The sequence below is a fragment of the Novosphingobium sp. BL-S-21 genome (genome assembly GCF_055521655.1).
This window is the reverse complement of the sequence record NZ_CM145496.1, coordinates 929,565-944,880: the sequence shown is the minus strand read 5'-3', so window position 1 is coordinate 944,880 and position 15,316 is coordinate 929,565. Positions and strand designations below refer to the sequence as shown.

Sequence of the window (15,316 nt, the reverse complement as noted above, 5' to 3'; positions counted from 1 at the left end):
GGAACCGGCGCAGAGGCGGTTGCGGCTCCGTTCATTCATCCCCATTGGCGCGGTTTGCCAGATCAAGGACCCTTTCATGACCGATTCCATCAACCTGTCGCTGTCGTCGGACGAGATCGAAATCATCGTCGACGCCCTCGAAGCCGATCTCGAAGGCTACGTAGAAGCTGCCAAGGAAGCGCGCGGCAACAACAACCGCGAGGACGTGGCGACCTTCACCGAAGCGGCCACGCGTATCCAGACGCTGATGTCGAAGCTTCAGGATCTGGTGGAAGACTGACCTTCCGGGCCAGCTTTTCCTTCAGGAGCTGCCGTCCCGGGCCATCCCGGGACGACGGCTCCCTATACGGATCCGATTCCCTGAGAACCTGGGCTCAGGCCTGGTTCTTCGCGCGCTCGTGGTGGCGGATCACTTCGTCGATGATGAAGCGGATGAACTTCTCGCCGAAATCGGGGTCGAGATGGGCGTCTTCCGCCAGCTTGCGCAGACGCACGATCTGGCGTTCCTCGCGGCCGGGGTCGGAGGCGGGAAGGTCGTTCTTCGCCTTATAGGCGCCTACCGCCTGGGTGATCCGGAAGCGTTCCGCCAACATGTGGATCAGAGCGGCGTCGATATTGTCGATGCTCGCACGGAAACCGGCGAGTACGAGGTCGGCTGCGGGAGTGTCCTGGGTCATCGCGTGGTCCGCTAGCACGGGTTCGCCGCCTCTTCCAGTCGGGGCGTTCGACCGTCCCGTGGCATTCGCTCTTGCGTTACGGACGCCGAACGCGCAATGCGCGGGTCGATGAGTGCCGATGTCATTCCCCTGCGCGCACGCGGGTCGCAGCCTACCCTCGCTCCCATGCTGGCGCTCACCGCTCCCGGCATGAACAGCGTCAACGCCGTCATTCTGGACCGGATGCAGAGCGAGATTCCGCTCATCCCGGCGCTTGCCGGGCATCTGATCTCGGGCGGTGGCAAGCGCATGCGCCCGATGCTGATGGTCGCGGCGGCGGAGCTGTGCGGCTATCAAGGCACCCGCCATCACAAGCTGGCCGCGGCCGTGGAATTCCTTCACACCGCCACGCTGCTTCATGACGATGTCGTCGACGGTTCGGACATGCGCCGCGGCAAGGCCGCCGCCAATATCGTCTTCGGCAATCCCGCGACGGTCCTGGTGGGCGATTTCCTGTTCACGCGCGCTTTCGAATTGATGGTGGAAGACGGCAGCCTCAAGGTCCTCAAGATCTTCTCCAAGGCCAGCTCGATCATTGCCGAGGGCGAGGTCGATCAGTTGACCGCCCAGCGCCGGATCGAGACGAGCGAGGAGCACTACCTCCAGATCATCGGTTCCAAGACCGCGGCGCTCTTCGCCGCCGCCACGCGCATTCCGGCGATAGTTGCTGAAAAGAACGAAGCGGAGGAGCACGCGCTCGACGCCTACGGTCGCAATCTCGGCATCGCGTTCCAGCTGGTCGACGACGCCATCGACTACGATTCGGAAGCCTCCGAATCGGGCAAGGACAAGGGTGACGATTTCCGCGAGGGCAAGATGACCCTGCCGGTGATCCTGGCCTATGCGCGCGGCAATGCCGAGGAACGCAAGTTCTGGGAAGACGCCATCGCCGGTTTCCGCACCGAGGATGAGGACCTGGCCCACGCCGTGGAACTCATCAACCGCCACGGCTGCGTGGAGGCGACGCGGGAACGCGCGCGTCTCTATGCCCAGCGGGCCATCGATTCGCTCTCGATCTTCCCCGCCGGCGCGGCGCGGGAGGCCATGTGCGAAGCGGTCGAGTTCGCGGTGGCGCGCCGCTACTGAGCCTCGGGCTTTTCCATCTTCGTTATCGGACGCCGGGCAGCATCTGTCCGGCGTTTTCGTATGTGCTCTGCCGATAGTTATCGTTGGCGTAACTTTAATGGCGCTGGAAATTTTGCGACGAGGCTGCCGGGGTAAATGAGTAAAGCGTCGATCTATTCGGTTGATACTATAGGACAATGGCTATAGGTTCGCGGCGTTACGAGTTCCTGCCTCGGGAGATCGTCGTTGGTTCGAAGTGGTCGATCCTCATTTCGGTTCCTTCTCGCGGGCATCCTGCTTTGTGGGCTTGCCGGACTTTCCGAGGCGAGGGCGCAAGGTGCTCCGGACGATGCCTCTGGCGTTCAGGCCGGCGGCGTTTCTGTCGATACCGTCGATGAAGGGCGGGTCCCAATACCCCCTCCGGCCGGACGCGGCGGCACCGGCTGGACGCTCATCGTTAGTCCTTATGTCTGGGGCGCTTCCATTGGCGGCGACCTTGGCCTGGCCGGGTTGCAGACACAGGCGCATTTGCCCTTCGGCGATATCTTCCACCATCTCGACCTTGCGGCCATGGGGACCGTCGAAGCGGTGAACGGCCGCTGGGGCGGATATCTCGATGCCCAGCATGTGAAGACCTCGCAGACCGAGCAGGTGCTGTCGCTGCCCGTGGATCTCAGCATCCGCACCACGCGCGTGGCGGGCGGGTTCTACTACAAGGCCTGGATCGTTCCGCTTCCCGGCGAGACGGCCTTCGGCAGTCCCCGAAACGTCTCTTTCGAACCGACCGTAGGCCTGCGCTGGACCGACCTGAAGGCCAGCGCCGCCGTCGGGCCCCTGGCCCTGCAGACGGGGAAAGGGGCGAACTGGGTCGATCCCTTCGTGGGTCTGCGCATGAATGCCGATCTCTCGCGGCGCTGGAATCTGTTCGCCCAGGCCGACGTGGGCGGCTTCGGCGCCGGCTCCGACATCAGCGTCAATGCTGTCGCCATGCTGGGGTACCGCACGCATGTCTTCGGGCAGCGCACGATCCTGCGGGCAGGCTACCGCTTCATCTACGAGGATTACGACCAGCCCGATTTCACCGGGCGCGGCAAGTTCGTCTGGGACATGCAGCAACGCGGCCCGCTGATGGGACTGTCGATGCTCTTCTGATTGCTCCGTTGCCACGAGGAGAATTGCCGATGCGCATGACGACCACATTCGGGCGGGCGCTTTGCGCGCTGGCCTTGCCGGGCCTGCTGACCGCGGGTGTCGCCGCCGATGCCTGCACGCGGGCAGTCTATCTGGGGCCGAACGACAACGTCATCACGGCCCGCTCGATGGACTGGAAGAGCGACATCGTCTCCAACTTGTGGATCCTGCCGCGGGGCATGGCGCGGACCGGCGAGGCAGGGGCCAATTCCATCAAGTGGACTTCGAAATACGGCAGCGTCGTCGTCAGCGGCTATGACGTCTCCAGCACGGACGGCGTCAACGAGAAAGGGCTCAACGCCAACATGCTCTGGCTGGTCGAATCGGAATATCCGCATTTCGATGGCAAGGGTAAGCCGGGGCTGACGATCGCGGCCTGGGCGCAATATGCGCTCGACAACTTCGCGACCGTTGCCGAGGCCGTGGCGGCGTTCGAAAAGGAGCCTTTCACGGTCGTCACCGACAGTGTGCCGGGCGAGGACCGCCTGACGACCGTGCACCTCTCCATGTCGGACGCCACGGGAGACAGCGCCATCGTCGAATATATCGGCGGCAAGCAGGTGATCCACCACGGTCGCCAGTTCCAGGTCATGACCAATTCGCCGACTTACGACGAGCAACTGGCACTCAATACCTACTGGAAAGGCATCGGCGGCACGACCATGCTGCCGGGCACTAACCGCGCGGCGGATCGCTTCGCGCGAGCTTCCTTCTATATCAACGCCATTCCCAAGGAACCGGACCCCAACAAGGCGCTCGCCGCGGTGTTCAGCGTGATCCGCAATGCCTCGGTGCCCTATGGCATCAACACGCCGGAAGAACCGAACATCTCATCCACCCGCTGGCGCATCGTCTTCGATCACAAGCGACAGCTGTACTTCTTCGAATCGGCTTTGACGCCCAACACCTTCTGGGTCGACCTGAAGAAGATCGATTTCTCGAAGGAGACGGGCAAAGTGAAAAAGCTCGATCTCGGTCCAGATCAGAACCACACGTTCTCGGGCGAGGCGAACAAGGACTTCGTGGACCACGCACCGTTCCGGTTCCTGGGTTTGACGGGCTGAATTTCCGCTATTTTCAAGGATGTTGGACGGTGACGGGCGCCCGGCATCGCTCGCACGGTGGGCTTTTCGCGCAACAGTCCACCGTGCAATGAAGTTGCAATAAGGCCGCAATTGCGGTGGCAGGGGAAGCACCCTATTCAGGCCGCGTCATGCCCTCCGAATCCGAGCAGGCGCCGTCGGGTTATCAACCTGGCTCGCCGCGCCAACGCCTCGTATCATCGTTCCTCTCCGCGGGGCTGATCCTTCTTGCGCTGTTGCTGGCCATCTACCAGACGGGCCTCGTTCCCGAACTTGCGAAGAAGACGACCGCGCTGACCACGTTCGACGTCGTCGACCATGATCGCGACAAGGGCGGGGACAAACCGGCCCAGCCCAAGCAGCGCGAGGAAAAGAAGGTCGAGCAGAAGCAGCAGGCCGCGGTGGTGCAGGAAAAAGTGCCGACGCCACCTGTCGAAACGCCGGTGGAGAAGAAGCCGGCTTTCACCTTCCTCAAGATGTCCAGCCAGGACTTCGCCGCGGCGGATATCGGCAAGATGAAGGGGCAGGGGCTGGCGCAGGGTGCTCCGGCACCGGGCGGTTCGGGCGGGACTTACGGCCCCGGCGAAGGCCCCGGCGGCGCGACGCTCTACAACGCGGACTGGTTCCGCCGGCCCACCGATGCGCAGCTTGGCGGGTACTTGCCGGAAAAGCGGCCCAATACCGGCTGGGGCATGATCGCCTGCCAGACCATGGAGCATTACAAGGTCGACAATTGCCAGATCCTGGGCGAATCGCCGCGCGGCTCTGGCTTCGGCCGGGCGGTGCTCAATGCGGCTTGGCAGTTCGAGGTTCTTCCGCCGCGCATCAACGGCAAGCCGCAGCTGGGGACCTGGGTGCGCATCCGCATCGACTACGGGACTAAGAGCGACATCTGAACGGGCCGCGAAAGCGGATGGTGGACTGAATCGGGCCTAGCCGCCCGGGCAAGCCGCCCGGTCAGGCCATGTGCCAGGTCTTGGAAGAGGTCTCGATCCGGGCCAGCATATCATCCAGCGACATGGGCCGGGCGATGTGGAAGCCCTGGGCCAGCGAGAACCCGGCGATCCGGGCGCTGAGGAGCTGGTCTTCGGTCTCGATCCCTTCGATCACGCATTCCAGCGAGAGCGCGCGCGCAAGGTTACGGATTGCCGAGATCAGGCGGCGGCCCACGGTCTCGTCGAGCCGGGGCGCGAAGCTGCGGTCGATCTTGACCATGTCGAGCGGCAACTGGTGCAGCGACGACAGGCTCGAATAGCCGGTGCCGAAGTCGTCCAGCGCAATCCGGGCGCCGGTGGCGCGCAGGCGCTCCAGGACGATACGAGCGGTGTCGAGTTCGGCGATCAGGGTCGTCTCGGTGATTTCGAAGAGCAGGCGACGGGCGTCGCTGCCGCTCGTTTCGATCCGTTCCAGCAAAGTGCCGATTGTCTCGGCGTCCGAAATGTCGTGGCCCGACAAGTTGAACGAGACCGAGATAGGGTGCGGCAGGCGGGCCAGGGTATCGAGCGCATGATCGAACAGGGTCGCCGTCACTTCGCGGGCACGGCCCACGCGTTCGGCCGCGGCGATCATCATTTCCGGCGCGATCACGCCCAGCGTGGGCGAGGTCCAGCGGGCGAGGCATTCGAAGCCGACTGGCTGGTTGCTTTCGGTGGCGATGATCGGCTGATAGGCGACCGAGAGTTCGTGCGAGAGGTCCGCGCTCTGCATCGCTGCATCGAGTGCCTGCTCGGAGCGGATCAGGGTTTCCAGGTGATCGGAAAAGCGCACGCACTGGCCGCGCCGGTGATTCTTGGCATGGTAGAGCGCAAAGTCGGCGCGGTCGTAAAGCGAATGCGCGGTGCGCGCGCTTTCCGGATAGATCGCAATTCCCGCCGATCCGCCGACGGCCATCGTCACTTCGCCGATCCGGGCCGGGCTGCGGATGGCGGCGCAGAACTTCTGCGCGATCGCCTCCGCCTCGTCGGGGCCACCGGGCACGATGAAGCCGAATTCGTCGCCGCCGAGGCGGGCGATCGTCACGCTGGGATCGCACTGCGCGATCAGGCGCGTGCCGATGACCTGGAGCAGCCGGTCGCCCTGGGCATGGCCATAAGTATCGTTGACGGGCTTGAAGCGGTCCAGATCTATCAGGCCGACGCAGAAGACTTTGTCTTCGCCGCTTTCCAGCAGGTTTTCGAGCGTGGCGAAGAAATAGCGGCGGTTGGGCAGGCCGGTAAGTGCGTCGGTCTGCGCCAGCCGGGCGTTCTCGTCACCCAGCGCCTGAGCCTGCCGGCGTTCGGCGCGCAAGTCGCGCTGGGCGACCTCCAGTTCGACGAACGAATCGTACGTGTCGCGCAGGATCTTGAGGATCACGGCCGCCACCAGCGCGATGTTGATCGCCACGGCGGTGAGCGTCGCCGAACCCGTCGTCACGCAATAGACGAGGAACATGCCCAGTGCCGTCAGGCAGATCAGCAGGGCGGCGGTGGGCAGGAACGTCAGGCAGAACACGCAGCCGAGTACGGTGACGGACACGAAAACCGCGACATGGCCATGCTCGTAAGGGCCGCCGTAACGGTCGAGGCAGAGCGACCAGACGGCGAAAGCCATGGCGAAGACCAGCGCCAGCCAGATCGCCCGGCGCATGCGCCGCAGCGCGACATCCGCTTCCAGATCGCGCTGGCCGATGGGGCGCAGCCATACCAGCATGCGAATCAGGCAGCAGGCGATGAGGACGGCGGGGATCGTAAGGGTGAGAAATCCGGGAGCCAGCGCACGATGCGTATAGGCCAGGATGGCCGCATTGACCGACAAGAGTCCGTAAAGCGGCGGGATTCGTTCGCGCAGGCGCAAGTACTGCGCCACGGGCAAGGGGTAATGCCCGGCGCGGTGCATCTTGTATTCGATTACATTGGCGTCAGGCAAAACGTGAACTCCTGAGAGTTTTGCTTAGGTATGATTCCTTGATGAAGAGTAGACGTCTTCAACAATTTCATCCGTTTCGGATCAGGGTCCAGTGAGGCTGGAGCCTTTCCCGCTCCCGCCACGCGCACTAAGGAGTCGTGCGTGAGCGACCTTCCCATCCAAGCCGTATTGCCCGAAGTCCTGTCCGCATTGCGTGACGGTCCTCACGCTGTGCTGATAGCGCCGCCGGGCGCCGGCAAGACGACCGCACTGGCTCCGGCACTGCTGGCGGAGCCCTGGTGCACGGGCACGGTGATCCTGCTTTCGCCGCGCCGCGTGGCTGCCCGTGCCGCGGCCGAGCGCATGGCCGAGCAACTGGGCGAGAAGGCCGGGGAGACGATCGGCTACGTCACCCGTCTCGATGTGAAGCGCTCCGCCCGGACGCGGATCGTGGTCATGACCGAGGCGATCTTCGTGGCCACCATCGTATCCGATCCGGAGCTGTCCGGCGTCTCTGCGGTGTTGTTCGATGAGGCCCACGAGCGGCATCTCGACAGCGACCTCGGCCTCGCGCTCGCCATCGAATCGAGTCAGGTCCTGCGCGAGGATCTGCGCATCGTCGTCATGTCGGCGACGATCGACGGCGCGCGTTTTTCACGGTTGCTGGGCGGGAATGCGCCGGTGATCGAAAGTGCGGGCAAGGCGTGGCCGCTGGCGATCCGCTGGCTGGGCGGGTCGCCCGACCAGCGGATCGAAGATGCCATGACGTCCGCCGTGCTCACCGCATGGCGCGAGCAGGAGGGGGACATTCTTGCCTTCCTCCCCGGCGTGCGGGACATCGACCGGGTGGCGGAGCGGCTGGCGGAACGCCTGCCGGCCGCGCTCGTCCTGCCTCTGCATGGCCAATGCGAGCCGGCAGCCCAGCGCGCGGCGATCCGCCGCGACTCGCAGGGACGCCGCCGGATCGTGCTTTCCACGGCGATTGCAGAAACTTCGCTGACGCTCGAGGGCGTTTCCGTGGTCGTCGACAGCGGCCTGTCGCGCCGGGCTGAATTCGACAAGGCCGCCGGGGTCACCCGGCTGGCGACTCACCGCGCGAGTCGCGCCTCGGCTGCCCAGCGCGCGGGCCGCGCGGCCCGACAGGGGCCGGGCACGGCCTACCGGCTGTGGGAAGAGGCGGCGCATCCCGGGCGTCCCGAATTCGACCCGCCGGAGATGCTCACCAGCGACCTGGCGCCGCTGACCCTGTCGCTGGCCCAATGGGGTGGCGGTGATCCGGCGGCGATGGCCTGGCTCGATCCCCCGCCGCCGCCCGCTCTGGATGCCGCGCGGCGGCAACTGGCCGCCCTTGGCGCGCTGGACGGAGACGACCGGATCACGGCTTTCGGCCGCAAGGTTGCGGCACTGCCCATGGACCCCGCGCAGGCGGCGATGATCCTTCATGCCGCCGAGTGCGGCGCCGCCCCCGTCGCGGCCCGGCTCGCCCTGCTGCTGCAGGAGCGTGGGCTGGGTGGCCGCAGCGAGGATCTGGCGCAGCGCCTCTCGCGCTGGGATGGCGATCGCTCGCCGCGGGCGGAAGCGTCTCGCAAGCTTGCGGCGGGCTGGGCGCGCCGGGCCCGCGCGCTGATCGCAGGGGAGGACGACAGGCAGGACGTGCCTCCCGGCGTTCTGCTGGCGCTGGGGCGGCCCGACATGGTTGCGCGCCGCCGCGATGCGAGTGGTGAGAACTGGCTCTCCGCCGGGGGCAGGGGCTACGTGCTCGACCCGGCCTCGCCGCTGGCCTCGCGCGAATGGCTGGTGATCGGCGACGCCCAGGGCCAGGCCAAGGGCGCGCGGATCCTGTCCGGCGCGTCGCTGGAGGCGACGGACGTGGAGCAGGGCCTGACCGACCGGATCGAGCGCCGCTCCGTCCTGCGCTGGAACGAGGCTGAGGGCCGGGTGGAGGCGCGGCTAGAACGGCGGCTGGGCGCGATCACGCTGGCCAGCGGCCCCGATCCGGCGCCCGATCCGGTGGCCATCGCCGCGTTCCTGCTCGAACGGGTGCGGGAGAAGGGGCTCGACCTCGTGCCTTTCGGCAAGGGCACGCTCTCGCTGCTGCGCCGGGCGCGCTACGCGGGGATCGCGGCGCTTTCCGAGCAGGCCCTGCTGGCCGATCTCGACGCATGGCTGGGGCCGCTGCTCGGACGGCGGCTCGATGCGATCGACAAGGGCGCTCTGGCCGAATCGCTGCGCAATCGCCTGGCCTGGGACGACCAGCAAGCGCTGGAGAAGCTGGCTCCGCCCGAGTTCCGCAGTCCGGCGGGGAGCACGCATGCCATCGATTACGAGGACGAGGGCGGGCCAAGCGTGGAAGTGCGGGTTCAGGCCCTGTTCGGCCTCGACCGCCATCCGACGTTCGGCCAGCCGCCGCAGCCGCTCCTTCTCAAGCTGACGTCTCCTGCCGGCCGTCCGATCCAGACAACCCGCGATTTGCCGGGATTCTGGCGCGGATCCTGGCGCGATGTGCAGCGCGACATGAAGGGGCGATATCCCCGACATCGCTGGCCCGACGCGCCCTGGACCGAGGATCCCAGCCTCAAGACGCGCAACGCATTCGAGAGGTCAAAAGGAGAAGCATCCGGGAAGACGTGATTTGCGCTTGATTCTCTCCCTGATTCGGAGGCAAAGCGCTCGGCCATGAGTGCACGCATCTATCAGCGCCCGAAGAACGCCATGCAGTCCGGCAAGGCACTGCTGGACCAGTGGGTCCTCGAGTTCGCCCCTTCCGAAGCGAAGAAGCCCGATCCCCTGATGGGGTGGGCCGGTTCCGGCGACATGCAGCAGCAGGTCACGCTGAGGTTCCCGGATCTGGAAGAGGCCAAGGCCTATGCCGCGCGCTACGGTATCGAGGCCGAAGTGCACAGCACCCCGCCGCGCCGCCTCAAGATCCAGGCTTACGCCGACAACTTCCGCTGATCCGCTGCGCTGCGGCGCACGTTTCTGAGCAAATCGGCCCGCGTTTCCGGCAAGGATACGCGGGCCGCTGCCGTTATGGCGTCGGCACGGCTCGCCGCCGTCATGGCCCGCACGAAGCCCCTGTTGAAAAGCCCGACAATCCGGGCTGGACAAACCGGGCGCGCCTCTCCATATGGCCGCCCGGGAGTCGGGTGGACGTTTGCGTTCGCCAACCTGGTCAGGTCCGGAAGGAAGCAGCCACAACGGATAGCGGCGGGTCGCCCGGCTCCTTCAGCCCACATCATGCAACATGATTGCCGGACCCGCCGATGCCCAGCGCTTCGGTTGGGGGATTCGGCTCTGGGCTGTGGAGCAAATTGCTTTTCCCCTGACATTCCCGTCCCCAGTCCCTAGTTTACGCGCGATGGACGATTCACGCGACATGTTCGGCGATACCCCCCCTTGGGACGACAAGGAGGAGGAGGCGCCCGCACCGACCCAAGCCGAGCTGGAACAGGCCGGTCAGGCGTCGATGTTCGGCGCGCCTGACGCCGCGCCTGTCGCATCGACGCCGGCCCCGGCGGAAGCGAAGCCTGAGGCTGCGGTGTCCAAGCCTGTCGCCAAGGCCGAGCCGGCCCAGGCCGAACCGGTCCAGGCGGAACCGGCCAAGCCTGAATCCGGCAAGCCCGCGGCCGCTCCGGCGCAGCCCTACCGGGTGCTGGCGCGCAAGTATCGTCCGCAGACTTTCGCCGAGCTGATCGGTCAGGAAGCCATGGTCCAGACCCTGGCCAACGCCATCAAGCGCGACCGGCTGGCCCATGCCTTCCTGATGACCGGCGTGCGCGGGGTGGGCAAGACGTCCACCGCGCGGCTGATCGCAAAGGCGCTCAACTGCATCGGCCCGGACGGGCAGGGCGGCCCGACCATCGATCCCTGCGGCCAGTGCGAGCCCTGCCTGGCGATTGCCGAGGGCCGCCATATCGACGTGATCGAGATGGATGCCGCCTCGCATACGGGTGTCGACGACGTGCGCGAGATCATCGAGGCCGTGCGCTATGCCGCGGTTTCGGCGCGCTACAAGATCTACATCATCGACGAAGTCCACATGCTTTCCCGCAACGCTTTCAATGCCTTGCTGAAGACGCTTGAGGAACCGCCGGCCCATGTGAAGTTCCTTTTCGCGACAACCGAAGTGGACAAGCTGCCGGTCACGGTGCTGTCCCGCTGCCAGCGCTTCGACTTGCGCCGTATCCCGGCACCGATGCTGGCCGCGCATTTCGCCCGGGTCTGCGGCCTGGAGGGCGTGGAAGCCGAGGACGAGGCGCTGGCCATGGTCGCCGCCGCCGCCGAAGGTTCGGTGCGCGACGGGCTCTCGATCCTCGACCAGGCCATCGCCCATGCCGATCTCGATGGCGAGGGGCAGGTCCTGGCCGAGAAGGTGCGCGACATGCTCGGCCTTTCGGACAAGAGCGTGCAGCGCGGCCTCGTCACCGCGATTCTCGACGGCAAGGGCGGCGAACTGCTCGAACTCGTGGCGCGCCAGTTCTCGCTGGGCGTCGAGCCGATCGCGATCATGCGCGGGCTGATGACCCTGGTTCACCGCATCGCCGTGGCGCAAGTCGCCGGCGGCGCGCACGATGCCCATTCCGCGGAAGAACGCGAGGCGATCGAAGGCTGGGCGAAGTCGCTCAAGGCCGGGCAGGTCCATCGCATCTGGCAGCTCCTGCTCAAGGGGCACGAGGAAGTGAAATCCGCGCCCGATCCGCTGGTCGCCGCGCAAATGGCGCTGCTGCGGATCCTGCATGCCTCGGACATGCCGGACCCGGGCTCGCTGGTGAAGAAGCTGGAAGAGCTGGCCGCGCGGGCCCCTGCTACCGCGCCGGTGCCTGTCGCTTCCGGTGCGCCGGAAACAGGCGGCGCTGGGGGCGAGGGCATGGCACAGGCCGCTCCCGTCCCGGCCGCGCCTGCCCCGGCGCCCAGTGTGGAGATGATCGCGCGCCGCTGGGAAGAGCTGATCGACGATGTCGAGCATATGGGCGAGCTTTCCAGCGCCAATACCATGCGCATGCAGGTGCGGGTGGTCGAGCTGGGCGCCAGCCTGCTGCGCTTCTCGCAGCCGCCCGGCTTCAGCGAAGACATCACCGGCATCCTGCGCGCCTGCCTGACCAAGGCCACCGGCGAGCGCTGGGAGGTCTACAAGGTCGGCGAGCAGGGCGCGCCCACCCTGGTGGAGCAGGCCGAGGCGAAGAAGAACGCGGAAAGCGATGCCGTGAACCGGCATCCGTTGATCCTGGCCACCAAGGCCGCTTTCCCGCAAGCCGAAGTTATCGAAGATGATCGTCCGATTGCCGTTGGCGGCGGCGGACGGAACTGGAGACATTGAAATGAAGTCGATGGAAGAGATGCTCAAGGCGGCCCAGCAGGCGGCCGAGACCATCCAGAAGCAGATGGACGAAGCGCAGACCAAGCTGGACGCGATGGAAGTCGAAGGACTTTCGGGCGGCGGACTGGTCAAGATCCGCTGCTCGGCCAAGGGCCGCGTGATCGGCGTGTCGATCGACGACAGCCTGATGCAGCCAGGCGAAAAGCAGATCCTCGAAGACCTGATCGCCGCTGCCTACAATGACGCGCGCGTCAAGGCGGACTCGGTCGCCGGCGAGGAACTGGCCAAGGCCCAGCAGGGCATGGGCCTGCCGCCCGGCTTCAAGATGCCGTTCTGATCCATGCAGTGCCTTCCTGCGCCCGCTGGTCCACGCCGTCACAGGCGAACGAGCGCAGGCGCAGGAACCGCGATTTCCACCAGGGTTGACGAAACTCCGGCTGAATCGCGCTATATTGGATCAGGGGCCCGGTGTTTTCTATGAACCGGGATCTAGGGGAAGGGTGAAGTGGTGCGGTTAGCGCTTCCACAGTCTTTCGGCGTCAATCCCATTGCGTGAGGCGCCAGAGACCCCATATCGTCCCGCGAAGGCCGGGGGGCTCACAGCCTACCCGCGTGTGTGTTGAAATGGATATGACCTTGAACCTGCTTCCCCTGCTTCCCTTGCGCGACATCGTCGTGTTCCCCGGCATGGTCGTGCCGCTTTTCGTCGGACGCGAGAAATCGGTGGCCGCGCTCGAAGCGGCGATGGCGGGTGAAAAGGATATCTTCCTCCTCGCGCAGCTCGATCCCGGTTGCGACGATCCCGACCGCGACGATCTTTACGATACCGGCGTGATCGCCAGCGTCCTCCAGCTGCTCAAGCTGCCGGACGGCACCGTGCGCGTCCTCGTCGAAGGACAGGAACGCGCGAAGCTGGAAACGCTGCGCTCCGAGCAGTCCGCCGAGGGCGAGATGCTGGTCGCGCAAGTCGAGCGCGTGGAGCAGGTCGAGGCCGACGGCACCGAAACCGCCGCGATGATGCGTTCGGTGGTCGAGCAGTTCGGCGAATATGCGAAGCTCAACAAGAAGCTTTCGCAGGATGCCGGCGACCAGCTCGGCGACATCGAGGACGCGGCCAAGCTGGCCGACACCATCGCCGCGCAGCTTTCCGCCAAAGTGGGCGACAAGCAGGCCGTGCTGTCCGAGCCGGACCCGCTCAAGCGCCTGGAAATGGTCTTCTCCTTCATGGAAGGCGAACTCGGCGTCCTGCAGGTCGAGCGCAAGATCCGTGGCCGCGTGAAGCGGCAGATGGAAAAGACCCAGCGCGAATATTACCTCAACGAGCAGCTGAAGGCGATCCAGTCGGAACTCGGCGGCGGCGACGGCGAGGAAGCGAACGAACTTCAGGAGCTTCAGGAGCGCATCGAAAGCACGCGTCTCTCGAAGGAAGCGCGTGAAAAGGCTACGGGCGAGCTGAAGAAGCTGCGCTCGATGCAGCCGATGAGCGCCGAAGCCACGGTCATCCGCAATTACCTCGACGTGCTGCTGGGCCTGCCCTGGGGCAAGAAGAGCAAGCTGAAGCGCGACATTTCCTCTGCGCAGGAAATCCTCGACGCCGATCACTACGCGCTGGACAAGGTCAAGGATCGCATCGTCGAGTACCTGGCAGTGCAGGCGCGCACCAACAAGCTGAAGGGGCCGATCCTCTGCCTCGTCGGCCCGCCGGGCGTGGGCAAGACCTCGCTGGGCAAGTCGATCGCCAAGGCGACCGGCCGCGAATTCATCCGCCAATCGCTGGGCGGCGTGCGCGACGAAGCCGAAATTCGGGGACACCGTCGCACGTACATCGGCTCGCTGCCGGGCAAGATCGTCACCAACCTCAAGAAGGCCGGCAAATCGAACCCGCTCTTCCTGCTCGACGAGATCGACAAGCTGGGCCAGGATTTCCGCGGCGATCCCGCCTCGGCGCTGCTCGAAGTGCTGGATCCGGAGCAGAACTCGAAGTTCCAGGACCACTACCTGGAACTGGACATCGACCTTTCGGACGTGATGTTCGTCTGCACCGCGAACAGCCTGAACCTGCCGCAGCCGCTGCTCGACCGCATGGAGATCATCCGCCTCGAAGGCTATACCGAGGACGAGAAGGTCGAGATCGCCGAGCGTCACCTCGTGCGCAAGCAGGTCGAGGCGCATGGGCTTAAGAAGGGTGAGTTCACGCTGACCCAGGAAGGCCTGCGTGACCTGATCCGCTACTACACCCGTGAGGCGGGCGTCCGCACGCTGGAGCGCGAGATCGCCAAGCTGGCGCGCAAGTCGCTGCGCCAGATCCTGGAAGGCAAGGCGAGCGAAGTCACGATCACGCCGGAAAACCTCTCCGACTTCGCGGGCGTGCGCAAGTTCCGCCACGGCGTGGGCGAGGAAGAGCATCAGGTGGGCGCCGTCACCGGCCTTGCCTGGACCGAAGTGGGCGGCGAACTGCTGACCATCGAAAGCGTGACCGTGCCCGGCAAGGGCCAGATCAAGGCGACCGGCAAGCTCGGCGATGTGATGAGCGAGTCGATCCAGGCCGCCTTCAGCTTCGTGAAGGCGCGCTCGCCCGCTTACGGCATCAAGCCTTCGACGATCCAGAAGAAGGACATCCACATCCACCTGCCCGAAGGCGCGGTGCCCAAGGATGGTCCCTCGGCCGGTATCGGCATGGTAACGTCGATCGTCTCGACGCTCAGCGGCGTGCCGGTTCGCAAGGACGTCGCCATGACCGGCGAGGTTACTTTGCGCGGGCGTGTGCTGCCGATCGGCGGGCTCAAGGAAAAGCTCCTGGCCGCCCTGCGCGGCGGCATCACTACGGTGCTGATCCCGGAGGAGAACCGCAAGGACCTGGCGGAGATCCCCGAGAACGTGAAACAGGGCCTGGACATCATTCCGGTCGCGCATGTCGACGAAGTGCTTGCCCGGGCGCTTACCGAGCCGCTCGAGGCCATCGAGTGGACCGAGGCGGACGAACTGGCAGCAGCGCCTTCGCAAACGCCGGCGCCGTCTGCCACCGCGCACTGATAGGCTGCGGGACATCCTTTTCATGTCTG

General features: G+C 65.7%; 12 protein-coding genes and 1 other RNA gene. 11 read left to right on the top strand and 2 right to left on the bottom strand.

Annotated elements, in window-relative coordinates; all coding sequences use genetic code 11:
* Window positions 1-76: 76 nt before the first annotated feature.
* Entirely contained in the window at window positions 77-280 is a 204-nt protein-coding gene (locus ACZ1J6_RS12845) for a hypothetical protein (RefSeq protein WP_132263258.1), read from the top strand.
* A 94-nt stretch (window positions 281-374) separates the two neighbouring features.
* Here ACZ1J6_RS12845 and ACZ1J6_RS12840 read toward each other — a convergent pair whose 3' ends face one another.
* A complete protein-coding gene (locus tag ACZ1J6_RS12840; protein WP_132263256.1) occupies window positions 375-677 on the bottom strand; it encodes a chorismate mutase in 303 nt (100 codons plus the stop codon).
* Window positions 678-785: 108 nt separating this feature from the next.
* Here ACZ1J6_RS12840 and ACZ1J6_RS12835 point away from each other — a divergent pair, with 108 nt between their 5' ends.
* From ACZ1J6_RS12835 to ACZ1J6_RS12820, 4 genes are all read left to right on the top strand, one after another.
* Complete coding sequence (locus ACZ1J6_RS12835; RefSeq protein WP_132263255.1) at window positions 786-1,802, top strand: polyprenyl synthetase family protein; 1,017 nt, start codon at window positions 786-788, stop codon at window positions 1,800-1,802.
* Window positions 1,803-2,027: 225 nt separating this feature from the next.
* A complete protein-coding gene (locus ACZ1J6_RS12830) occupies window positions 2,028-2,933 on the top strand; it encodes a hypothetical protein (RefSeq protein WP_465128113.1) in 906 nt (301 codons plus the stop codon).
* 29 nt (window positions 2,934-2,962) lie between these two features.
* Window positions 2,963-4,036, top strand: a complete 1,074-nt coding sequence (locus ACZ1J6_RS12825) for a linear amide C-N hydrolase (RefSeq protein ID WP_465128112.1) — start codon at window positions 2,963-2,965, stop codon at window positions 4,034-4,036.
* Window positions 4,037-4,185: 149 nt separating this feature from the next.
* The gene (locus ACZ1J6_RS12820) at window positions 4,186-4,950 is read left to right on the top strand and encodes an energy transducer TonB (protein WP_207912816.1); all 765 of its coding nucleotides are present in this window, start codon (window positions 4,186-4,188) and stop codon (window positions 4,948-4,950) included.
* A gap of 61 nt (window positions 4,951-5,011) precedes the next feature.
* Here ACZ1J6_RS12820 and ACZ1J6_RS12815 read toward each other — a convergent pair whose 3' ends face one another.
* A complete protein-coding gene (locus ACZ1J6_RS12815; protein WP_431566866.1) occupies window positions 5,012-6,958 on the bottom strand; it encodes a putative bifunctional diguanylate cyclase/phosphodiesterase in 1,947 nt (648 codons plus the stop codon).
* A 141-nt stretch (window positions 6,959-7,099) separates the two neighbouring features.
* Here ACZ1J6_RS12815 and hrpB point away from each other — a divergent pair, with 141 nt between their 5' ends.
* From hrpB to lon, 6 genes are all read left to right on the top strand, one after another.
* Window positions 7,100-9,568 (top strand): ATP-dependent helicase HrpB, encoded by a 2,469-nt coding sequence (gene hrpB, locus ACZ1J6_RS12810; protein WP_431566865.1) that lies wholly within the window; start codon window positions 7,100-7,102, stop codon window positions 9,566-9,568.
* Between the two features lie 45 nt (window positions 9,569-9,613).
* Window positions 9,614-9,892 (top strand): ETC complex I subunit, encoded by a 279-nt coding sequence (locus tag ACZ1J6_RS12805; RefSeq protein ID WP_134093082.1) that lies wholly within the window; start codon window positions 9,614-9,616, stop codon window positions 9,890-9,892.
* A 180-nt stretch (window positions 9,893-10,072) separates the two neighbouring features.
* An RNA gene (gene ffs, locus ACZ1J6_RS12800) (signal recognition particle sRNA small type) lies at window positions 10,073-10,167 on the top strand.
* A 128-nt stretch (window positions 10,168-10,295) separates the two neighbouring features.
* Window positions 10,296-12,254, top strand: coding sequence for a DNA polymerase III subunit gamma/tau (locus ACZ1J6_RS12795; protein WP_431566864.1), 1,959 nt, complete (start codon window positions 10,296-10,298; stop codon window positions 12,252-12,254).
* A 1-nt stretch (window position 12,255) separates the two neighbouring features.
* A complete protein-coding gene (locus tag ACZ1J6_RS12790) occupies window positions 12,256-12,591 on the top strand; it encodes a YbaB/EbfC family nucleoid-associated protein (protein WP_132263246.1) in 336 nt (111 codons plus the stop codon).
* Window positions 12,592-12,884: 293 nt separating this feature from the next.
* A complete protein-coding gene (gene lon, locus ACZ1J6_RS12785) occupies window positions 12,885-15,287 on the top strand; it encodes an endopeptidase La (RefSeq protein WP_132263245.1) in 2,403 nt (800 codons plus the stop codon).
* The last annotated feature ends 29 nt before the right edge of the window (window positions 15,288-15,316 follow it).